This window comes from Pelagimonas varians (assembly GCF_003208435.1).
Classification (GTDB): Bacteria; Pseudomonadota; Alphaproteobacteria; order Rhodobacterales; family Rhodobacteraceae; genus Pelagimonas; species Pelagimonas varians.
Map to the genome: position 1 here is coordinate 53137 of NZ_QKMF01000017.1, position 19463 is coordinate 72599.

Below are 19463 nucleotides of genomic sequence, written 5' to 3' on the forward strand. Positions count from 1 at the left end.
ACCCAAAGCCTAAGCCGCTTGTGATGGTGGTGATTTGAAAAAACCCAATCTACTTTTGTGGGGCGTCGTCGCCATTCAGGTGCTCTGTGCCGGAGCATTTGTGCTAAGTTTGGGGATGTCCGTACTGGGTTTGCAACGCAGCGCCGCCAGTTGGCAAATGCGTGAGGCGTTGGAAATTGCGGCCAGCATCGGGCTGATTTTCGGCGCGATTCTAGCGATATTTTCGGTGCTGCAGGCGCGTCGCTGCCAAGTCCAAGCGGAACAAGCGCTGAGATCTGCGGCAGGGGCCTTTGCGGTGACTGTCGATGAGAAATTTGCCATGTGGGCCCTGACCAAAGCCGAAAGCGATGTGGCTTGGCTGGTGATCAAGGGGTTTTCAACCCGCGAAACCGCCGAATTGCGCGGCACTTCCGAAGGCACGATCAAGTCTCAGTGTAATGCGATTTACCGCAAAGTGGGTGTCAAAGGGCGGGCACAATTGCTGTCGGTTCTTGTCGAAGATCTGCTATTGGACAAGCCAGAGCCGGTCTGAGCGGGCGACCGCCCAGACCGCTATGCATCAGGCGTCAACCGTGCTGACGACTTCGGCGAATTTGCTAAAGAACTTCGCCGCCAGTTTCTTGGCGGTGCTTTGGATCAAACGCGACCCAAGCTGCGCCAGTTTGCCCGAAATCTCGGCCTTGGCCGCATAGCTGAGCACGGTTTTCCCATCCACTTCGCGCAAAGTGACGTCTGCGCCGCCCTTGGCATTGCCAGCCGCGCCGCCATTGCCCTGACCCGTCAGTGAAAACGCATCCGGTGCGCCCGATGTGTCCAGCGTGACTTCGCCGCCGAATTTGGCTTTGACCGGTCCGACCTTTAGCACCACTTTGGCCTCAAGCTCGGTATCGGAATGTTTGATCAGCTCTTCGCAACCGGGGATGCACTGGCGCAGGACATCCGGATCGTTGAGGGCCTCGTAAACCTGTGTAAGCGGGGCATCGATGGTGATTTCGTCGTTCAGTTCCATTGCGGGGTCCTTTTAGCAGCAGGGAAATTTGACCGAGGCCAGAATATCGGCCTGTTCTTTGGTCAACGGTTTGTAAGCAAAGCGTTTCAGTAGGGTCTTCATCATGCGTTTCATTGCGGGTCTCCTGACTCCGGGGCTGGTTGGGCGTCGCGTTGGTGGCGGCGCCGTTCAGCGGTGAGTTGGGCCATGATCGACAGGGCGATCTCATCGGGGGTGACTGCGCCAATTGCCAAACCGGCGGGGGCCTGAACGCGGGCGATGTCAGCCTCGGCGATGCCGTCCTGGCGCAGTTTTTCCGACAGCGCGCTGAATTTGCGGCGACTGCCGACAAAAGCGATGAATGTGCATTCGGCAGCCAAGGCGGCCTTGAGGCTGGCTAAATCGTTTTTGCCTTGGGTCGCGATGACAATCATGCGGTTTGATCCGGATGACAAAGGCGGCGGCGCGCAATCGGGATTGCCGGACAGCACGGCCCACTGGAAATGGGCACCAAGCCCCATCAGCGATTGCGCAACCGGTGCATCGCCGTAGACCAGCAATTCCGGCATGGGGGTAACGAGTTCGATAAAGATGTCCATCGACCCTTTGGAGGGGCAGCCGTTGCGGGCAAAACGCACGCCTTCGACGTCGTCGCCGGGGGATATGCCGCGTTCGTCCAGCAGGTCTTGGGGGTGCAAGGATATGAATTGAGGGGCGTTTTCGGCCATGGCGCGTTTGGTTGCCCGCGCCAAGGCACCGCGCACGCAGCCCCCCCCGATCCAGCCCTGCAAGATGGTGCCATCGGCGTCTAGTAGCGCTTTGGCCCCCGGTTTCGCGGCGGTGGCCCCAAGGGTGCGGATCACCGTTGCGATGGCAAAGGGTTCGCCCTTGTCGCGCAAATGTTGTGCCAGATCGGCGATTTCCGGGTTGGTTAGCTCGGCCCGTATCATTGGCGTTTCAGCATCATAGGCGGGTCAGCTCCTCTTCAAGGGCGGCCAGATCGGCCAGACGATTGGCTGGTTTGAATAAATCAAGGTGGGGTAGGGCCGCGGACATGCCGCTGGCCACGGGCGCATAGCCATCCCAACCCTTCAGCGGGTTGAGCCAGATGATCTTGCAGCCGCGTTTTTTCAGGCGGGCCAGCGCGGTGCCGATCAACTCGGGGGTGTCGGTGTCATATCCGTCGGACAAGATCAAAACGACGGTGCGGCCATCGACAAACCGACGGGCATAGGTGCGGCTGAACTGATCCAGCGAGGCCCCGATTTTCGAACCGCCGCCAAAACCGTCGGCCAGAACGGACAGCCGGCCAAGGGCGCGCAGGGCATCTTTGTCACGCAAGGCTTCGGCAATGCGGACAAGGCGGGTGTGGAACAGATAGGCATCGGCGCTGTCGTCGGCACGCATCATTCCGGCGATAAAGGCCAGAAACACCTGCGCGTAGCTGGTCATTGATCCGGACACGTCACACAGGGTGACAATTTTCAAAGGCCGGTCGGGCCGCTGTTTGCGCGGCAGCTGCAAAGGTTCACCGCCAGTGGCAAGGCTTTGCCGGATCACCTTGCGGAAATGGATCTGGTCACCTTTGCGGGCCTGTTTGCGGCGGCGCGACCGGCGATCTCGCAGCGCAGCGCCCAAACGCTGGGCGATTTTTTGCGCCTCTGCGATGTCTTCGGGTTGCACCAGATCACGCAGGTCTTTTTTCATTTTGGCTTGGTGCAGGCTGGCCATCAAACGGCCCTCGCCGTCGGCCTCTGCCTCGCCGTCGCCACCATCCGGAGTCGAAGGCGCGCCGCTGCCACCATCCGCCTCTTGACCCTCGGCATTGCGGGAACTGTGGATGTGGTCCGATGCGGGGGTTTTGGCCGGAATGACCTTTTCGGCAACACGTCCGCCGTTCAGCCAGAATGCATTGAACAGGTCGTCAAAACGGCCGGTATCTTCGGCGCATCCACAGCAAACGGCGCGCAACGCGCTGCGGGCTGCGGCAGGATCGGCGGATTGCACATGGGTCAGGGCGGTCAGGCTCGCTTCGGCTTCGCCAACGCCGAGCCGCAAACCGTTTTCACGTAAATGCGCCATGAAACCGGCCATGCGGGCGGTCGGACCGGGGTCTTGAGCCGCGAATTTGGTAACGCGGCTCATGCGGCTTTGCCGGCAAGGCGCTGCGCAACTTCGGTGGTGATATTGGCGCGGTCGTTTTGGGTTTTCAGCAAAGTCGCCAGAGTCGCCTGCAAAACCACCGGATCATGGGTCAGATCGTTGATGCCAAGGCCGGACAAGGCGGCGGCAAAATCCAGCATTTCTGCGATGCCGGGTGTCTTTTCCAGATCTTCTTTGCGTAGGCTTTGCACAAAACCAACGATCTGCCCCGCAAGCTGCGCTTCGATACCGGCGCAGCGGGCCTTGAGAATGGCCAGCTCGGTGTTGCGGTCCGGATAGGCGACATGGGCGTACAGACATCGGCGACGCAGCGCATCCGAAAGGTCGCGGGTGCCATTTGCCGTCAATATGACGATGGGCCGCGAGGTGGCTGTAATCGTGCCCAACTCCGGCACGGTGATCTGGAAATCGGACAGGATTTCCAGCAAATAGGCCTCAAATTCCTCATCTGCGCGGTCGATTTCGTCGATCAACAGCACCGGTGGCACAGGCTGGCGGATCGCCTTGAGCAGCGGGCGTTCCAGCAAAAACTCTTCCGAGAAAATGCGGGTCTCAACGCTGCGGCCGGTTTCGCCGTCTTCGGCAGCGGCGCGGATCGACAGCAATTGCCGCTGGTAGTTCCATTCGTAAATCGCCTGCGCCGCGTCCAAGCCTTCGTAACACTGCAGCCGGATCAATTGGGTCTCACGAACCGCAGACAGCACTCGTGCCACTTCGGTTTTCCCGACCCCAGCCGCCCCTTCAAGAAGCAGCGGACGCCCAAGCGACAGCGCCAGATGAATGGCCATCGCCAGATCATCATCGGCAATATATCCCTGTTCCGCCATGGCGGTTTGCAGCATGTGATAGGTCACATCCGGCCCCTGTTTCTTCTGTCTAAAAATATCCCGGGGGTGGTCCGGAGGGGGTAGAACCCCCTCCGGTTTGTCGGGCCGGCAAAGCCGGTCCGACATCCCTCACTTAATCGTGCAGGCCCAGCCGGTTTGCGGTCTGCCAAATGCGCCAGTGGTCATGGGGCATGTTGGTGTGACGGTTTCCAAACGGCCGGAATGCATCTTGAACCGCATTCGAGAAACACGGCACACCGCCGACATGCGGGCTTTCGCCGACACCTTTAGCGCCGATCGGGTGATGCGGGCTGGGGGTGACAGTGAAATCGGTCTCGTAGTTCGGCACTTCCCAAGCGGTGGGCAAGAAGAAGTCCATCAAGGTTCCGGTTTTCACATTGCCGATGTCGTCATAGGCGATTTCCTGTCCCAAGGCGACGGCCAGCGCTTCGGTCAAACCGCCGTGGATCTGACCTTCGATGATCATCGGGTTGATCCGCGTGCCGCAGTCGTCCAACGCGTAAAAGCGGCGAATTTCCGGAACACCGGTGTCAACGTCAATGTCCATCACACAGACATAGGCCCCGAAAGGATAGGTCATATTGGGCGGATCGTAATAGCTGACCGCTTCCAGACCCGGCTCCAACCCCGGAATGGCCTGATTATAGGCGGCGTAGGCGATTTCCTTCATTGTCTTGAACTTTTCAGGTGCGCCTTTGACCACAAACCGGTCGATGTCGAATTCGACGTCGTCATCGTGGACCTCAAGCAAATAAGCCGCGATCATCTGTGCCTTGGCACGGATTTTGCGCCCTGCCATCGCCGTTGCCGCCCCTGCAACAGGCGTTGAGCGTGACCCGTAAGTGCCAAGCCCGTAGGGCGCGGTATCGGTGTCGCCTTCTTCGATGGTGATGCTGTCTGCCGAAATGCCGATTTCCGAGGCAAGGATTTGCGCAAAGGTTGTCGCGTGGCCCTGACCTTGGGAAATTGTGCCCAGACGCGCAATCGCAGACCCTGTGGGGTGGATGCGAATTTCGCAGCTGTCGAACATGCCCATGCCAAGGATGTCACAGTTTTTGACCGGACCGGCGCCGACGATTTCGGTAAAGAAGGTCAGACCAATGCCCATCAGCGTGCGGGTTTCACCGCGCTTGAACGCCTCGACCCGTTCGGCCTGTTCTTTGCGCAACCCGTCGTAATCAACGGCTTTGAGCGCCTTGTCCCAAGCGGTATGGTAGTCGCCGCTGTCATATTCCCAGCCCAAGGCGGCGGTGTAGGGGAACTGCTCTTTCTTGATAAAGTTGATGCGGCGCAGTTCGGCTGAATCCATTCCCAGCTCAATCGCAAGGACTTCGATCATCCGTTCGATGAAATACACCGCTTCGGTCACGCGGAAGGAGCAGCGATAGGAAACGCCGCCCGGGGCCTTGTTGGTGTAGACGCCATCAACCGCCAGATAAGCCACGGGGATGTCATAGGATCCTGTGCAAATATTCATGAAGCCGGCGGGGAATTTGGTCGGGTCCGCGCAGGCGTCAAAACCGCCGTGGTCAGCCGTGACGTGGCAATGCAGGCCGGTGATCTTGCCCTCTTTGGTGGCCGATATTTTGCCGGTCATATGGTAATCGCGGGCAAAGGCGGTGGACATCAGGTTTTCCATCCGGTCTTCGACCCATTTCACCGGAACTCCGGTGACGATCGAGGCAACGATGGAACAAACATAGCCGGGATAAACCCCGACTTTGTTGCCAAATCCGCCGCCGATATCGGGGGAAACAACACGGATGTTATGTTCTTCGATGCCGGACAAAAGCGAAGCCACGGTGCGCACCACATGCGGTGCCTGGAACGTGCCCCACAGGGTCAGCTTTCCGTTAACCTTGTCCATCGATGCGACCGAGCCGCAGGTTTCCAACGGGCAGGGGTGGGTGCGGTGGTAGTACATGCTTTCGGTTGCAACCACGTCGGCATTGTCGAGCACCTGATTGGTGCCGCTCTCGTCGCCTTGTTCCCATGTAAAGATATGGTTGTGATGCTTGCGCGGTCCATGCGCACCTTCGGTCTGGCCCTCAAGGTCTTCACGCAAAACCACATCGGATTTCAGCGATTCAAAGGGATCAGTGATGACCGGCAGCTCTTCGTATTCAACTTCGACCAATTCCACTGCATCGGCGGCGACGTAGCGGTCAGAGGCCACAACAAAAGCGACTTCCTGACCTTGGAACAGGACTTTGCCATCGGCCAGAACCATCTGTTTGTCACCCGCAAGGGTTGGCATCCAGTGCAGGTTCAACGGGCGCAGGTCGTCGGCGGTCAGGACGGCGACAACACCGGGCAGCGCTAGGGCGGCCTCTTTGTTGATCGAAACCACGCGGGCGTGGGCATAGGGCGAGCGGACAAAATCGCCGTGCAACATGCCGGGCAGTTTGATGTCATCGACATAGTTGCCTTTGCCTTGGGTGAAACGCGAATCTTCAACGCGTTTGCGCGAACAGCCCATGCCTTTTAGATTGGCGGAGCGTTCTTCGCGATCAGGGGTCATATCATTCATTCTGCGGCCTCCTTGGCGGAGTTAATTTCGCTTGCCGCAGCAAGGATGGATTTGACGATGTTCTGATAGCCGGTGCAGCGGCAGATATTGCCTGCCATTCCGAAACGGACTTCTTCTTCTGTGGGGGTCGGATTCTCTTCGAGCAGTTTTGTGGCGCGGGTGATCATACCCGGCGTGCAAAATCCGCACTGAAGACCGTGATGTTCCTTAAAGCTTTCTTGCAAGACATGCAGGGCGTCGGGTGATCCAATGCCTTCGATGGTGGTGATTTCGGCTCCGTTGGCTTGGGCGACAAACATTGTGCAGGATTTCACCGATTTGCCGTTCAGCGTGACGGTGCAGGCCCCGCAATGCGAGGTGTCGCAGCCGACGTGTGGGCCTGTGATGTTCAACTTTTCCCGCAGGGCGTAAATAAGCAGGTCGCGTGGTTCGGCCAGAAACTCTTTGTCCTCGCCGTTGACGGTCAGTTTGATGTGCATTTTGTCAGACATGTTGTTCCCCCCTTATGCCCGTGCTGTTGTTCGAGACCAGGCGCGCGTGATCGCGCGGCTGAGTGTGATGCCAGCGACATGGCGCTTGAAGGCAACCGGCCCGCGGTTGTCTTCGGACGGGTCAATATCGCCGAGCATCGCGGCCACGGCTGCTTTGATCGCGGTGTCGTCGCAAGCGGTGCCAACCAGCGCCGCACCCGCAGCTTCGGACCAGACCGGAACATCGCTTAGATTGGTCATGGCGATCGAGGCAGAGCCGACTTTGCCCGCATCAGACGTGATCTGAACGGCTGCTGCTGCGGTGGCGTAATCGCCAATCTTGCGCTTTTGCTTTTCATAGGCGTGGCCGCCGGCTGGGGCGTCAAATTCGATAGAGACAAGCACTTCGTCATCTGCGCGCAGGGTCATGTAGGCAGATTCGTAATAGTCGCGGGCTGCGATCATGCGTTCGCCATCGGGGCCAACCACTTTGATCTGCGCATCGAGGCATTGCATCAGGCCCGGCATATCGTTGCCCGGATCGCCGTTGGCCACATTGCCGCCGACGGTGCCCATGTAGCGCACCTGAGGGTCAGCGATTTGCAGCGCCGCTTCGCTCAAGATCGGTGCGGCATTCGAAAGACCGTCATTGTTGATCAGATCGTGCTGGGTGACCATGGCCCCCAAGGTGATGCGCCCGCCGTCAATCGTGATGGCATCAAGCCCGTCGATGGCTTGCAAATCGATCAAGTGCGGGACGTCTGCCATCCGCAGTTTCATCATTGGAATTAGGCTGTGACCGCCTGCCATAACACGGGCATCATCGCCGTGTTCTTGCAAAAGCGCGATGACGTCGCCCATGGTTTTGGGCCGATAATAATCGAACGCCGCTGGTATCATCTGTGTTCCTCCCCGGATCACCATGTAACTGGCTGTCGGTAGAGGCTGATGCATGGAGGGCCTGTCGTGCATCTGATTTTAACTGAAAAACGCGGGTTTGCGCACGAAATGCGCGTCTGGCTGCACGAAATGCGAAGGTGTCAGACGCCAAGCGCGTCGCGTACATCCTTCAGGCGGGACCGGCTGACCGGAACCTTTGCCAAGTTGGTCGTTTCAAAGTGGCACACGCCATTGTCTTTGAGTCGCTTGAAGCCGCTGACATGGGACGGGTTGATCAGATAGCTGCGATGGGTGCGGATAAAGGGGCCCGGTGCCAGACGCTTTTCCGCCTCTGATATGGACCAGACGCAAAACAGTTTGTCGGTGGCGGTATAGAGATAGGTGTAGTGCCCTTCGGCCCGAATAGCGACGACAGCGCCGGAATCTATGAAGGCTGTCCGGCCTTCATGCTCATAGGGGATTTGCTGGGCACCGTGGGGGGCAAGGGGGGCCGGTGGTTGTTCCGGCGCAGGGACTGGAACGGGAGCGGGCGGTTTGCCGGACGGAGCCAGCACCGTGACACCGGTCAGTAAAAACGCCCCGCATAGGACAAAGCTGCTAAGCACGACGCCGATCGCCATGACTTCGTTGCTGATCAGTGGGCCGACTTCGGATCGGACATCGACGGCAACGAAACTGGTGCCGCCGATGGCCACAAAATGCACGGCAAAGACCGCAAAACCAAAGAACAGCGTGCCGACAATGATATTGCGCTGGCTGCGCTTGCCATAAGCGATGGCAAAGGCGGCAACATTCAGCCCGCACGATGCAATGATCGCCAAGGTGATGCCTGCCGGAGTATACAGCGCCTGACACAGCTCCATGGCCGACATGCCAAGATAATGCATGGCCACAACGCCGAGGCCGACAATCACGCCGGACAAGACCAACGTGCCGCGGGTGCGTTTCCAGAAATGCAAAATCAACAAGGCGCAGCCGACCACAAGGATCGCAACCAACGCCGAAATTAGGGTGATCGCCGCGTCGTAGTAGAACAAGATCGGCAATTGCAGCCCCAACATGGCGACAAAATGCATCGACCAAATTCCGCCGCCAAGTGCGATAGACGCCAGTACAATCAGGATCTTACGTTGTGCTATCGGTCGGTCCGACAGGCCTTTGGTCAGCGACAGGCCAGTGAAACCTGCCATCATCGCCACCAGTAGCGAGGCAAAGACCAACATCGGGTTATGAGTGAAATCAAGGATCTGCATAAGCGATGCCTACCCTATCGTGCGACATTTTCGCAAGGTTTCTGACTGCGGTAACAGGCACAGGGGATCACAATCAGCCCTGCGCAAACGAGACCTTGTCCCAAAACGCTGATTTGCGGGGATATTGCGCCACCAATGCCCGCAGGAAACTGGTGTGATCGGGCAGGTCGCCATAGTCTGCGATCTCGGCGTCCAGCGCGGCGCAATCGGCCAACAGTTCGGCGGCTTGGGTGTAGGTGCGGCTGGCTCCGAGGTCCAATATTTCAAGGATCATCGCCCTTAGGATTAAGGTCGCCGCCAAAGGAAACCGGACCCGCAACGCATCGGCGGCGGGGGTTAAGACATCGCTGCGCTCGGCGTCCAGCTCATGGTGCCTGTTCAAAACAAGGGTGGCCGCGCCGGGCAGATCCGGCCAAGCGATCAGAAACGACAAGGCTCGCATGGCATCGGCATAGCCCAAGGCGTGATCGCGGGCGGCGTCTTCGGCTTCGACATCGTCAAAATCGGGCAAAAGCTTGAGGTGGGCGCGCAGATGGTCGGCGTCCAGTGTTTGCACAAAGCAGGTCCAGTGGTGTGCCTGTGCCTGTTCGGGCTGGCCCAAAGCCTGAAGACAGCGGATATAGGTTGCATCCCAAGCGCTGCGGCTTTGATCCAATTCATCTGGTGCCGCGTCTTTTAGGTACTGCAAAGCCTCTTGCGCGCGGTCCTTGTCGATCAGACGGGCCGCGATTTCGGCGGCGGTTTCAGGATGGCTGAGCGCAGCAGGTGAATATTGGGCGATCAAGGCATCGGTGTCCCCACTCGCCTGCGCGATTTGCTGGCGGATCTGCCGGATCAAACGCGCTTTCTTTTCGGCATGGTAATTGCCGGATTCGCTGCGCAGCGCCCGCAAAAAGGCAAGGGCTTCGTGATCCATCTCGGGATCTTGCAAGGGTTCGGCCTCATAGGCATCCACCTGCGCGGTCAGCCGGTCAAAACCAATGGAGCCCAAGGCGGGGGCCAGCGCCACAATCACGCCGTCAAATTCACCAAAGCCGTTGTCTGTGACCGCTTCCCAAACCCGATCGGCAAGCGCCTTGGGATCAGGCATCGCGTTTTCGGCGATCGGGCCGATATGCGATAACGCTGTGCCAAACACGTCAGAGATTTCGCCGCGGCTGTCATCTGTGCGGCTGTAGACCGATGGGACAAGTTCCAGAAACTGCCACAGCAGATCTAGCCCCAGCGCCGGATCTTCGGGGGCAATGCGGGCGGTGATCATATCGGCCTGCGTGTGCAAATCCTTGAAGAACGCCTTGCGCTTGCGCCAGCCGATGGTGCTTTTGGCGCGGCGCAGGGTCACCAGACGTTTGCGCACGTCGCGGCCCAATTCCTGCGCGCCCAGATTATGGCTCAGCTCAAGCCGCAGACGGCGTTTGATGTCAGCGCTGCCGGTGCTGACCTCGATCATCAGCTCGGCCAGTCGATCCGCGCCGAGGCGGGCAAGGTTTTCTGCGTTCAGGGTCTTTTTTGACATGCGCCGGACTTTGGCAGCGGGGCAGGGGGCGTTCAAGCACCCATTGGCAAAAAAAGCCGGTCTAGTTGGGGCTGGGTACGCCTTGGCGGATGGCGGCCGAGAAACCGGGAACCAACCCATGGGCTAGTGCACGCGGAGCGATCCGGCCCAATTCACGCAGCTGTTCCAGCGGGACGTCTGTGTTCACCGCCCCATGTTCATAGGCGTATTCGGGCAGATACCCATTGGCGATGACGCGCCAGTCAATGGGTTGGCCTGACCCAACCGCGCTCATGATTTGGAACACGACTGTGGTGCAGTTGGTGAACAGGGAATTGTACCATCGCGGCGTTTTTGCCAGATCAGTGGCATCTTGCACGTATTGTTCAAGGATGTTGCGGGCTGCTTCTGGAGTGACCTTTAGGCGGTACAAATGCACATCTTCGCCGCGCGCATTGCTGCGCAGCCCGACGACATCGCGTTCACTGGCCGCGAGAATGGACAGCGTGTTGGCCTTGAACATATCTGCAATCGGGGAAAACCCGCCGCCTTGGGCGCGGCGCACTTCTACGGACCAAGCCAGTTGATCGCCGTTTGCAAAGCCGAAACTGACGATCAGATGCGCCATGTATTGCGGTCCCCAATAGGACAAGAACACATCGGTGGTTTGCAACTGACTCAGGTCGTATTCGGTGTCGATCCAGTTTTCGGTATACTCTTCCGGGGTGGTCCAAACGAAGTCACGCAAATTGGAGAGACGCAGTTGGTCGCCGTCAATCACGCCGGTGACCTGCCGCGACACTTCGGGGGCCCATTGGCGGTCTGCGGGGGCAATCAAGGTGTTCCACCAGACCAGAACCACCGCCAAAACTGCGACAAAGCTGAAAAAACCCGCTGTCCAGCCGCGCCCCATCAGGCGCGGCACTGCACCTAGGGCGGCCAATATAACAATGCCTTGCAGGCCCATACGAAGCGGGTCCGCAACCTCAAGCCGGTAGCCGATGGCCAGAAATGCCCAAGCCGCAGCAACAGCCAGAGCAATGAGCAAACCTGCCCGCAGCAAAACCAATCCGAATTTCCGCACAATACCTACCCTTATTATAGCCAGTGCCGTTTCGGGCAGATTTGGCCGCAAATTCAATCCTGTGATCTATTGGAGCACAACGCGTATGGAAAGATCGTCCAGAATGTCTTGTAGACGGTTATTTCGACTGCCCCTGTCAAAGCGATCATTGTTGTTCAAGCCAAGCCCGATCAGTTTGACCACCTCGGGGGACCCTGAAAACTTGGAATGGTTCCCTGCTGATGAATCGTTGACTTCGGACAGATCAATCACATTGACGCCAAGTTCGGCCAGCTCGTCGGCATTGGCTGCGCCAACCCGTGGCACGCCACCGGCCAGCAATCGGGACATGTTCAAAACGCCATCATCGTCTGAAATCAAAACATACAGTTTCTTGCGCAGGTCGCCAATTCTGGAGATCTGGGTGCGAAACAAATCCATGTCGATGTCAGGAGACGCCAAAATAATGCCTTTCAGTTTCCCTGTGCGGTTCAATGTGCCCAGCAGGGCCATTTCGTTCAGCCCTTCCATGACCAGAAGGCCGCCCATGGAATAGCCGAACATGGTCACACCTTCGACATGGGTTTTGCCCAAAATGGTTTGGATGTCCGTCATTGCACTGCGCGCGATCAAGGCGCTGTTCAAATCGTAAACATACCGCCTCAGGCTGCCAGCCGAGGCCCAGTCGAACAGCACCGGAACGCCTTTATAGCCGCTGTCTTCGACAAATTGCGCCAGCCGCAGGACGGAATGGCTGGTGGTTGTATTATATCCAGAGACAAAGAACATGATCTCGCGCTCGCCCGGCGGGCGGCTGGCAAGTTCGGCGTTCACATCCCGAACAAAGGCGCTGTGCGCGTCGTAGCGCACCGGATCGACCACTGTAAATTCTTCTCGGGGATCGGGGGGCAATCGCATCGGGCGGTTCAGCTCTCCGGATACGTGATTGGGCGGGATCGAGACCGTCACCGCCGCCAGCCCCATCTCAATGGCGCGTTTTTCGGAAAAGAATGCGCCGGTGACTTCGGTTGGCTGCCGCGTCGTCATCAGGAATATTTTGTGCCTGGTGGCGTCTGTTACCGAGGCCGCCGGAATTTCGGGGTTGTCGATGCCAATCAACGGCGGCGGTTCGGCGCAAGACGTCAGAAGGAATACAAAAGCCACCCACAAACTGAAAAGCCGCGGGATGCGTGCAGTCGTTTGAACGACATGACAGCTCAAAGCCATATGAACGAGGCCCTTGTTCCGTGGCCAACCATATGTTCGGCCTTTTGTTGTGGCCACCCTAGCGGGCGGGCGTTGGCTGAACAACGGGTTAGAAAAAATGGCCCGCGCATTCCGGACGAGTTTGGGATTTAGGGCATCATCTACTTGCGCCTAGTGGATGTCTGCGACGGGGGAAATTTCGGCCAGCAGGGTGTCGCCGCACACAATAGCCACCGCGCCGTAGCGTCTGACCTGCGAAGGGTGTTCGAAGGTGACCTCAACCGGATCAATGACCTGCGCGGCCATACCCTCGGGGGGGGTGGCCATGAGGACAAGGCGCTGCGTCGGGATCGCCTTTCGGTCCAGCGGACCAAGTTCAAGGGTGACCTCATAACCGGGAGTTGGCAGAGTGATCTGGCCCGTGACATGTAGTTTGGGCCCGTCGGGGCCGGGCATCTTGTTGACCCAAGCCTGCCAATCCATGCTGTCGATGACGGGGCAGGGGGCGGTGGTATTGTCCGCCCGAACGGGTGTGGTGGCCCCAAAGAGGCAGAAGAGTCCGGCCATTGCAGACAAGGTACATTTTGAAACCATCACATCAGTCCTCTTATGTCGTCGAATGCTGGCAAAGCGCGCGTTTTGGCCCTTTGATCACGGACCTTTCACCGCCACGATCAAATCCATCACATTGGTGCCGGTTGGTCCGGTGATCAAAAGGCTATCCACCCCCGCCAGTGCGTCGCCGGCATTTGCCTGCGCGATGGCAGCGTCATGGCCTTGGTCGCGGTCATAGGTGTTGCCATCAACGACACCGCCTGCCGCTGCAGTTGGCCCGTCTGTTCCATCAGTTCCGCCCACCACAATCGCAATGTCGTCCTGACCGTGCAATTCACGTGCCAAAAGCAAAGCCAGCGCCTGATTCCGGCCTCCGTTGCCGGGGTTCTCCGGCAGGTTTACAACGGGCTCTCCGCCCCAGACGTAAACGCCGTTTTCACCGTTGCGTAGCTTTTCAGCCAAGGTTTTTGCCAGGTCTGAAATTTCGCCATACAGAGATTCTGCATTTTCAATCACCGGCAGGTTTTGCGCGGTAACTTCGTCAGCGACAGCTTGTCGGGATTGTTGATTGTTGGCGGCCACAAAGCTGTTGATTGAAAACGGCGGAGATGTTTGGGTGCCGACACTTCCGATGCCTGAGCCGATGACATTCGGATCATCCTTCAACACATCCGAAATGAAAATCACATCAACATGTGCACCTTTGAAATGAGACAATAGCCCGCCGGATTTTATCAAAGACAGCTTGCGCCGTGCGGCGTTGATTTCCTCGATTGTCCGGTCTTGGCTGATCATGTCTTGGTTGAGTGATTTTAGATCATCCAGCGTTATGCCGGGGGCAAGGACCTCAGCCAGAGACGACGCACCGCCCGAAATCAACAACATCAGCCGGTCTTCAGCGGTGAGGCCCGTCACAAAATCAAGCGCTTTGCGTCCCGCAATGAGCGAGTTTTCATCCGGGATCGGATGGGCCGCTTCGATGACCGAGGTCGTGGCGTTTGCGGCCAATTCCGGCGCGGTGTGATCGTATTTGGTTATGACAAGCGTAGGAATTTCGACTTCGAATTTTTCGAGCGCACCCAAGGCCATGGCCGAAGCTGCCTTGCCAATAGAGACAATCGCGCTTGGCGCGGTAAGCCCTTGAGTTTCAATGGCTTTACGCACCGAAAACGTACCGTTTGCGGCGTGGGTGCCAGCGTTCCATAGCGCAACGGCGCGTTGTTTCCGGTCGGCCCGATATGAGTTGCCCTGTGTCACGATGATCGCCTCCTGATACGTGACCGGTGTAATTAATCGGTCAAAACCGTTCAAGGGTCATTCCGTCCCTCTGAATAGTCGGTTTTAATGTACTTTTTCTTATTTTATCGATTTTATTGCAAAGCCTGAAAAGTTGACCTAGTGTAATTTCCGAGAATGGGAGGATTCTATGCATATGAACGTCAAAGGCCTGATCGCCGCCACGGTGCTAACTTTTGCAGGCGGCGCTGTCGCTGCTGAAGAGTTGCGGATCGGTACTGCTTCTTTGGGCGGTGCGTTTTACCCGATGGGGCAAAGCATTTCCAATGTGGTCAACAAATATGCCGGCAACGACATCACGATGGTGCCAATCGTAACCGGCGGATCGGTGCAAAACCCGAACCTGATTGCCCAGGGTGAAGCGGAAATCGCAATCACCAACAACAACCTCGCGACTTTGGCGCTGGCGGGCAAAGGCCCCTACAAGGCGGCCGGCCCGATTGAAATGAGCGCGGTAGCGGCGTTGCACCCAAGCGTGTTGCATATGATGGTGCTGGCCGACAGCGACATCCAGACCTTCGAAGACCTCAAGGGCAAACGTGTCGCGGTTGGCCCTGCCGGTGGCGGAACACTGGGTTTTGTGAACTTCTTGATGCCGCTGCATGGCATGAATATCGAAGACCTGACGCCCAGCTTTGTGTCCTATGCGGACGGTTTCAGCCAGCTGACCGACGGCACGGTTGATGCGGCTTTGGCACTGTCCGGATATCCGGCAGGTGCGGTGATGCAAGCCACCGTGGGCGCAGAGTTGCGGTTCATCGACTTCTCCGAAGGTATGTTGGAAAAAGCGCTTGAGACCAACTCGGCGTTTTCGGGCGTCGACATTGCGACGGATGTATACGGTACAGCCGAAGCCGGCAAAGTGATCGGTGTCAGCAACATGCTGGTTGCGCCAAATTCGCTGGATGCCGACACGGTTGAGCGGATCACGGCTGCGATTTTTGACAACCTTGCGGAATTGCAGGCTGAAAACGCCAACGCCCGCCAGATTGACCCGGCGATGTCGCAGCAACTGGCCATTCCGCTGCACCCCGGCGCGCAGGCGTATTTCAACCGCTAAAACTATGATCAAGGGGCCCTGAGTGGCCCCTTGCCCTTTTTTCTGGACTGGCTTTAAAAATGACATCGATATTTCGCCGGGTGACCTTGCAAAACGCTATTGTTTTGGCTGGATTTGCCCTTGGCTTTTACCACCTACTGGTTGTGTCGGGCGTGTTGTCCATTTCGACAATGCCTATGCGTGTTACACATGTGATGCTGGCCCTGTCGCTGTTGTTTGTGATCAAACCTGTGACCGAAGGGCTGGCAGGCACGCGGTGGAATGCGCTTATTTCATTGGTCTTTGTCATAGCTACGGTTGCGGCCAGCTTTTGGATGCTCAGCCGATGGAAGGCGATCGCCTTTAGCGGCGGCATCACCACAACGGGCGACTATATGGCCGGGTTGGTCTTGCTGATTGTGGTCTTTGAGGCGGCGCGGCGCGGCATTGGCACGATCCTTGCAGGCATCACTCTGGTTTTCTTTCTATATCCGTTTTTGGCCCCCCATTTGCCCGGAGTTCTGGAAGGGCGCGGCTCATCGCTTGAGCGGATCGTTTTGGTTTTGACCACCGATACCCAAGGGGTTTACGGCATCCCTGTCGGGGTTGCGGCGACCTATATTATCGTTTTCACCATCTTCGGAGCGCTGTTGTCCAACTTTGGCGCAGGCGATTTCTTTTTCGAACTTTCCGTGCGCTGCACCCGTGGGCTGCGCGCGGCCAGTGCTAAATCTGCGGTGCTGTTTTCGACCCTGATTGGCATGGTGTCGGGGTCGGCGGCTGGCAATGTTGCCGTCACCGGCACCGTCACCATCCCGATCATGAAACGCGAAGGCTATGCCCCGCACCAAGCCGCCGCCATTGAGGCCGTGGCATCTACTGGCGGGCAAATCATGCCGCCGGTGATGGGGGCGGCTGCCTTTATCATGGCTGAAATTGTCGGGGTTCCTTACACTGACATCATGCTGACCGCCTTGCTTCCGGCGCTGCTGTTCTTCGGCTCGGCCTTTGTTGTGGTGCATCTTCAGGCTGTGCGTTCAGGCATCGAGCCGACCACAGCCGCCCAAGAAGACACCCGTCCACTGTCCCAAGTCCTGTTGCAAGGCGGACCGTTCATCGCCGCCTTTGGCACGCTGATCACCATGATGTTGATGGGGTATTCCCCGTTCATGGCCTCGCTTTGGGCGATGGCGGCATTGATTTCGCTGGATGTGGTCTGGCGGCGCAAGCTGGACATGGTGTTCCTCAAGAAAGTTGCGACCAGCATTTCTGAAGGCGCGCGTAGCGTTGTCACGATTTCGGCGGCCTGTGCGGCGGCGGGGATTATTGCGGGGATTTTGGGGGTGACGGGCCTTGGCTCTAAAATTGCGACGCTGATTGACGTGGCTTCTGGCGGATATCTGTTTCTGGCGCTGTTTTTCACCATGATCACCTCGATCATCTTGGGGATGGGTCTGCCAACCACAGCGGCTTATCTGATCTTGGCGACGGTTGTGGCCCCGGCGCTTGTCCGGCTTGATGTGCCGGTTTTGACAGCGCATTTCTTTGTCTTCTACTACGGCTGCATTTCCACCATCACGCCGCCTGTTGCGCTGGCGTCTTATGTCGCGGGCGGGATTGCGGGCGCGAATATCAACAAGGTCGGGTGGACAGCGGCGAGCTATGCCGCGACCAGCTTTGTTCTGCCCTTTGCCTTTGTTTATGGCCCCGGCATCTTGATGCAAGGCACTTGGGCTGTGAATTTGGCCGCGATTGTCACCACTGCGCTGGGGATCGTCGCGATTGCGGCGGCGATCATCGGCTGCCTCACACGCCCGCTGACCCCGGTTTGGCGCGGTGTCTGCGCTGTCGCGGGGCTGTGTCTGTTGTTTCAGGACTGGACCAGTGCCCTGATCGGATTTGCCCTTTTTGCAGTGGTTGTCGCCTTTGAGCGCGCCATGCCGCACCCCTCTAACCAATAGGATCCCCATGCACAGAGAATTTCGTAGAGTTGTCACCGGACATGACGCCAATGGTGTGGCCATCGTCGAATCCGATCAAACAGCAACCCAGTACCTTGAACGGCCAAACCGGCCGGGCGTGCGTCTGACCAACTTCTGGCTCTCGGACGGCACACCGGCTGAATATGACGGTGCAACCGAAACATGCGAAGGTCCGTTCATTTTGCACCCGCCCAAGAACGGATCGGTTTTTCGTTGCGTCGAGTTTTTGCCCGAAGACCCCGAAGTCATGGCCAAACTGAGCAGTGAAGATGGCGCAGCGGCTTTTGCCGAAATGGGCGCTGGTGCGAACATCGTGCAAGGGGGGCGCCACCCGTGGATGCACCGCACCGATTCTGTTGACTACGCCATGGTAATCACCGGCGAAATCTGGATGGTGATGGATGAGGAAAAAGACGATGTTTTGCTAAAGGCTGGCGATGTTGTGGTTCAGCGCGGAACCAATCATGCATGGGCCAATCGCGGCACCGAAGCTTGCACCATGATGTTTGTCTTGGTCGACGGCGTCACAACCCGTGCGGCTGATCCTGAAAACGCCAAGGGTATTCCGCCGCGGCCCTAAGGCTTTGACAGCCAATCGTCCGCATTGGTTTCTCAGTGCGGGCGGTAGTGCGGACGTGCCCAGTTTGTTCTGGAAGTCTGATCCGGTTTATCTAACGATCAAAGACGCGACAAACCTGTGAATGTGATCAGACGCCGGATCGGCGCGGCCGGTGAGCAAGTCGACGGCTTTGTAGGCAAGTGGCTCGACCGGAACTGCGACCGTGGATATGCCGCGGCCGACCCATGTGTAGAAAGACGGGTCACCATATCCGATAAAGCTTAGATTTTCAGAGGGTTGCAAGCCGGTTTCCATCAAAGCACCTAGCGCACCATTTGATATTTCAAAACCGCCGCAGACCATCGCGGTGGCGCGTTTTTCGTTCAGGATCCGGCGGGCGTGGGTCTGCCCCATTTCCTTGGACGGCCCGCCAGTGCAAATCAACTCCGGGATTTCCGTCAGCTCGGTCCGTTTCAACCCTTCTCGAAATGCCGCGAGGCGCGAGCGGCCCGACGTCAATTCTTTGTCTGCGCCGATATAGGCGATACGTTGGTGCCCCTGTGCCGCAAGATGGGCGACGGCGTCGCGAATGGCAGGGCTGTCATCGACAAGGATCGTTGGCGTGGGGCGGCCGATATCCCGTTGCCTGATCAGCTGAATGACCGAGGTATCGCGCAGATGCAGAACGGATTTTTCCGACTTGCCGGGGGTGGGCACCATCACAACCCTCTGCACTTGGATCTGATGCAGTCTTTCAAGCGCCTTTTCTTCGTTGGCGATATTGTCGCCGGTCAGGTGAATGACCAGCTGGAGCGATTTTGCCTCGCACGCAAGGGCCATTGTGTTCGCAAATTGCGCGTAGAATTCATTGACGATATTGGGCAGCAGCAGGCCGATGATCTGGGTCTCGTCGCCGCGCATTGCCGAGGCGGCAGCATTCTTGACATATCCCAGTTCTCGCGCCCGCTGTTTCACCGCATCGCGCGTTGCCTTCATCACATTCGGATGATTCGATAGCGCACGGGAAACAGTCATATGCGATATGCCAAGATCCTTGGCGATGGACTTGATCGTGACGCGTTCGGACAAATTTAATCCTTCGTTTTGCGGGCTTTG

General features: G+C 57.9%; 18 protein-coding genes. 4 read left to right on the forward strand and 14 right to left on the reverse strand.

All coding sequences use genetic code 11. The features are described 5' to 3' along the window. Positions 1 to 34 precede the first annotated feature (34 nt). Positions 35 to 532 carry a helix-turn-helix transcriptional regulator gene (locus C8N36_RS18700; protein WP_245910970.1) on the forward strand — a complete coding sequence of 166 codons (498 nt, stop codon included), beginning with the start codon at positions 35 to 37 and terminating at the stop codon, positions 530 to 532. A gap of 27 nt (positions 533 to 559) precedes the next feature. Here the strand turns inward: C8N36_RS18700 and C8N36_RS18705 are convergent, their stop codons facing one another. The 13 genes from C8N36_RS18705 to C8N36_RS18765 all read right to left on the reverse strand — a co-directional run bounded on the left by C8N36_RS18705 (position 560) and on the right by C8N36_RS18765 (position 14782). Next, complete coding sequence (locus C8N36_RS18705; protein ID WP_097806371.1) at positions 560 to 1009, reverse strand: SRPBCC family protein; 450 nt, start codon at positions 1007 to 1009, stop codon at positions 560 to 562. Positions 1010 to 1119: 110 nt separating this feature from the next. Continuing rightward, complete coding sequence (locus C8N36_RS18710) at positions 1120 to 1938, reverse strand: XdhC family protein (RefSeq protein WP_097806370.1); 819 nt, start codon at positions 1936 to 1938, stop codon at positions 1120 to 1122. 13 nt (positions 1939 to 1951) lie between these two features. After that, positions 1952 to 3133 (reverse strand): vWA domain-containing protein, encoded by a 1182-nt coding sequence (locus C8N36_RS18715; protein WP_097806369.1) that lies wholly within the window; start codon positions 3131 to 3133, stop codon positions 1952 to 1954. Next, entirely contained in the window at positions 3130 to 3993 is an 864-nt protein-coding gene (locus C8N36_RS18720; protein ID WP_097806394.1) for an AAA family ATPase, read from the reverse strand. Before C8N36_RS18720 ends, C8N36_RS18715 begins: the two co-directional genes overlap by 4 nt. Positions 3994 to 4111: 118 nt before the next feature. Continuing rightward, a complete protein-coding gene (locus C8N36_RS18725; protein ID WP_097806368.1) occupies positions 4112 to 6529 on the reverse strand; it encodes an aerobic carbon-monoxide dehydrogenase large subunit in 2418 nt (805 codons plus the stop codon). Beyond that, positions 6526 to 7020, reverse strand: a complete 495-nt coding sequence (locus C8N36_RS18730) for a (2Fe-2S)-binding protein (RefSeq protein WP_097806367.1) — start codon at positions 7018 to 7020, stop codon at positions 6526 to 6528. The genes C8N36_RS18725 and C8N36_RS18730 overlap by 4 nt, the downstream gene beginning before the upstream one ends. Before the next feature lie 12 nt (positions 7021 to 7032). Beyond that, entirely contained in the window at positions 7033 to 7899 is an 867-nt protein-coding gene (locus C8N36_RS18735; RefSeq protein ID WP_097806393.1) for an FAD binding domain-containing protein, read from the reverse strand. A gap of 140 nt (positions 7900 to 8039) precedes the next feature. Next, positions 8040 to 9152, reverse strand: a complete 1113-nt coding sequence (locus tag C8N36_RS18740; RefSeq protein ID WP_097806366.1) for an MHYT domain-containing protein — start codon at positions 9150 to 9152, stop codon at positions 8040 to 8042. Positions 9153 to 9225: 73 nt separating this feature from the next. Then, the gene (locus tag C8N36_RS18745) at positions 9226 to 10668 is read right to left on the reverse strand and encodes a DUF6880 family protein (protein WP_097806365.1); all 1443 of its coding nucleotides are present in this window, start codon (positions 10666 to 10668) and stop codon (positions 9226 to 9228) included. 61 nt (positions 10669 to 10729) lie between these two features. Continuing rightward, positions 10730 to 11731 (reverse strand): Lnb N-terminal periplasmic domain-containing protein, encoded by a 1002-nt coding sequence (locus tag C8N36_RS18750; RefSeq protein WP_245910974.1) that lies wholly within the window; start codon positions 11729 to 11731, stop codon positions 10730 to 10732. A gap of 66 nt (positions 11732 to 11797) precedes the next feature. Continuing rightward, entirely contained in the window at positions 11798 to 12757 is a 960-nt protein-coding gene (locus C8N36_RS18755) for an alpha/beta hydrolase (protein ID WP_245910976.1), read from the reverse strand. 330 nt (positions 12758 to 13087) lie between these two features. Continuing rightward, on the reverse strand, positions 13088 to 13513 hold the full coding sequence (locus C8N36_RS18760; RefSeq protein ID WP_170125921.1) for a hypothetical protein: 426 nt from the start codon (positions 13511 to 13513) through the stop codon (positions 13088 to 13090). Positions 13514 to 13567: 54 nt separating this feature from the next. Then, positions 13568 to 14782 (reverse strand): DUF4147 domain-containing protein, encoded by a 1215-nt coding sequence (locus C8N36_RS18765; protein WP_245910977.1) that lies wholly within the window; start codon positions 14780 to 14782, stop codon positions 13568 to 13570. Between the two features lie 115 nt (positions 14783 to 14897). Between C8N36_RS18765 and C8N36_RS18770 the strand changes: the two genes are divergently transcribed. Genes C8N36_RS18770 through C8N36_RS18780 form a run of 3 tightly spaced genes read left to right on the forward strand, consistent with a single transcriptional unit; the run spans position 14898 to position 18368 of the window. Next, a complete protein-coding gene (locus C8N36_RS18770; RefSeq protein WP_211318262.1) occupies positions 14898 to 15827 on the forward strand; it encodes a TAXI family TRAP transporter solute-binding subunit in 930 nt (309 codons plus the stop codon). 59 nt (positions 15828 to 15886) lie between these two features. After that, on the forward strand, positions 15887 to 17767 hold the full coding sequence (locus C8N36_RS18775; protein WP_097806363.1) for a TRAP transporter permease: 1881 nt from the start codon (positions 15887 to 15889) through the stop codon (positions 17765 to 17767). A 7-nt stretch (positions 17768 to 17774) separates the two neighbouring features. After that, positions 17775 to 18368, forward strand: a complete 594-nt coding sequence (locus tag C8N36_RS18780; RefSeq protein WP_110767962.1) for a cupin domain-containing protein — start codon at positions 17775 to 17777, stop codon at positions 18366 to 18368. A gap of 87 nt (positions 18369 to 18455) precedes the next feature. Here the strand turns inward: C8N36_RS18780 and C8N36_RS18785 are convergent, their stop codons facing one another. After that, positions 18456 to 19436: a LacI family DNA-binding transcriptional regulator gene (locus C8N36_RS18785; RefSeq protein WP_097806362.1), complete on the reverse strand. Its 981-nt coding sequence runs from the start codon at positions 19434 to 19436 to the stop codon at positions 18456 to 18458. Positions 19437 to 19463: the final 27 nt, after the last annotated feature.

What these genes read in the sequence shown, in the direction of transcription:
- C8N36_RS18705 (WP_097806371.1), bottom strand. Translation starts at nt 1,009, where the DNA reads ATGGAACTGAACGACGAAATCACCATCGATGCCCCGCTTACACAGGTT.
- C8N36_RS18710 (WP_097806370.1), bottom strand. Translation starts at nt 1,938, where the DNA reads ATGATACGGGCCGAGCTAACCAACCCGGAAATCGCCGATCTGGCACAA.
- C8N36_RS18715 (WP_097806369.1), bottom strand. Translation starts at nt 3,133, where the DNA reads ATGAGCCGCGTTACCAAATTCGCGGCTCAAGACCCCGGTCCGACCGCC.
- C8N36_RS18720 (WP_097806394.1), bottom strand. Translation starts at nt 3,993, where the DNA reads ATGCTGCAAACCGCCATGGCGGAACAGGGATATATTGCCGATGATGAT.
- C8N36_RS18725 (WP_097806368.1), bottom strand. Translation starts at nt 6,529, where the DNA reads ATGAATGATATGACCCCTGATCGCGAAGAACGCTCCGCCAATCTAAAA.
- C8N36_RS18730 (WP_097806367.1), bottom strand. Translation starts at nt 7,020, where the DNA reads ATGTCTGACAAAATGCACATCAAACTGACCGTCAACGGCGAGGACAAA.
- C8N36_RS18735 (WP_097806393.1), bottom strand. Translation starts at nt 7,899, where the DNA reads ATGATACCAGCGGCGTTCGATTATTATCGGCCCAAAACCATGGGCGAC.
- C8N36_RS18740 (WP_097806366.1), bottom strand. Translation starts at nt 9,152, where the DNA reads ATGCAGATCCTTGATTTCACTCATAACCCGATGTTGGTCTTTGCCTCG.
- C8N36_RS18745 (WP_097806365.1), bottom strand. Translation starts at nt 10,668, where the DNA reads ATGTCAAAAAAGACCCTGAACGCAGAAAACCTTGCCCGCCTCGGCGCG.
- C8N36_RS18755 (WP_245910976.1), bottom strand. Translation starts at nt 12,757, where the DNA reads ATGACGACGCGGCAGCCAACCGAAGTCACCGGCGCATTCTTTTCCGAA.
- C8N36_RS18770 (WP_211318262.1), top strand. Translation starts at nt 14,898, where the DNA reads ATGCATATGAACGTCAAAGGCCTGATCGCCGCCACGGTGCTAACTTTT.
- C8N36_RS18775 (WP_097806363.1), top strand. Translation starts at nt 15,887, where the DNA reads ATGACATCGATATTTCGCCGGGTGACCTTGCAAAACGCTATTGTTTTG.
- C8N36_RS18780 (WP_110767962.1), top strand. Translation starts at nt 17,775, where the DNA reads ATGCACAGAGAATTTCGTAGAGTTGTCACCGGACATGACGCCAATGGT.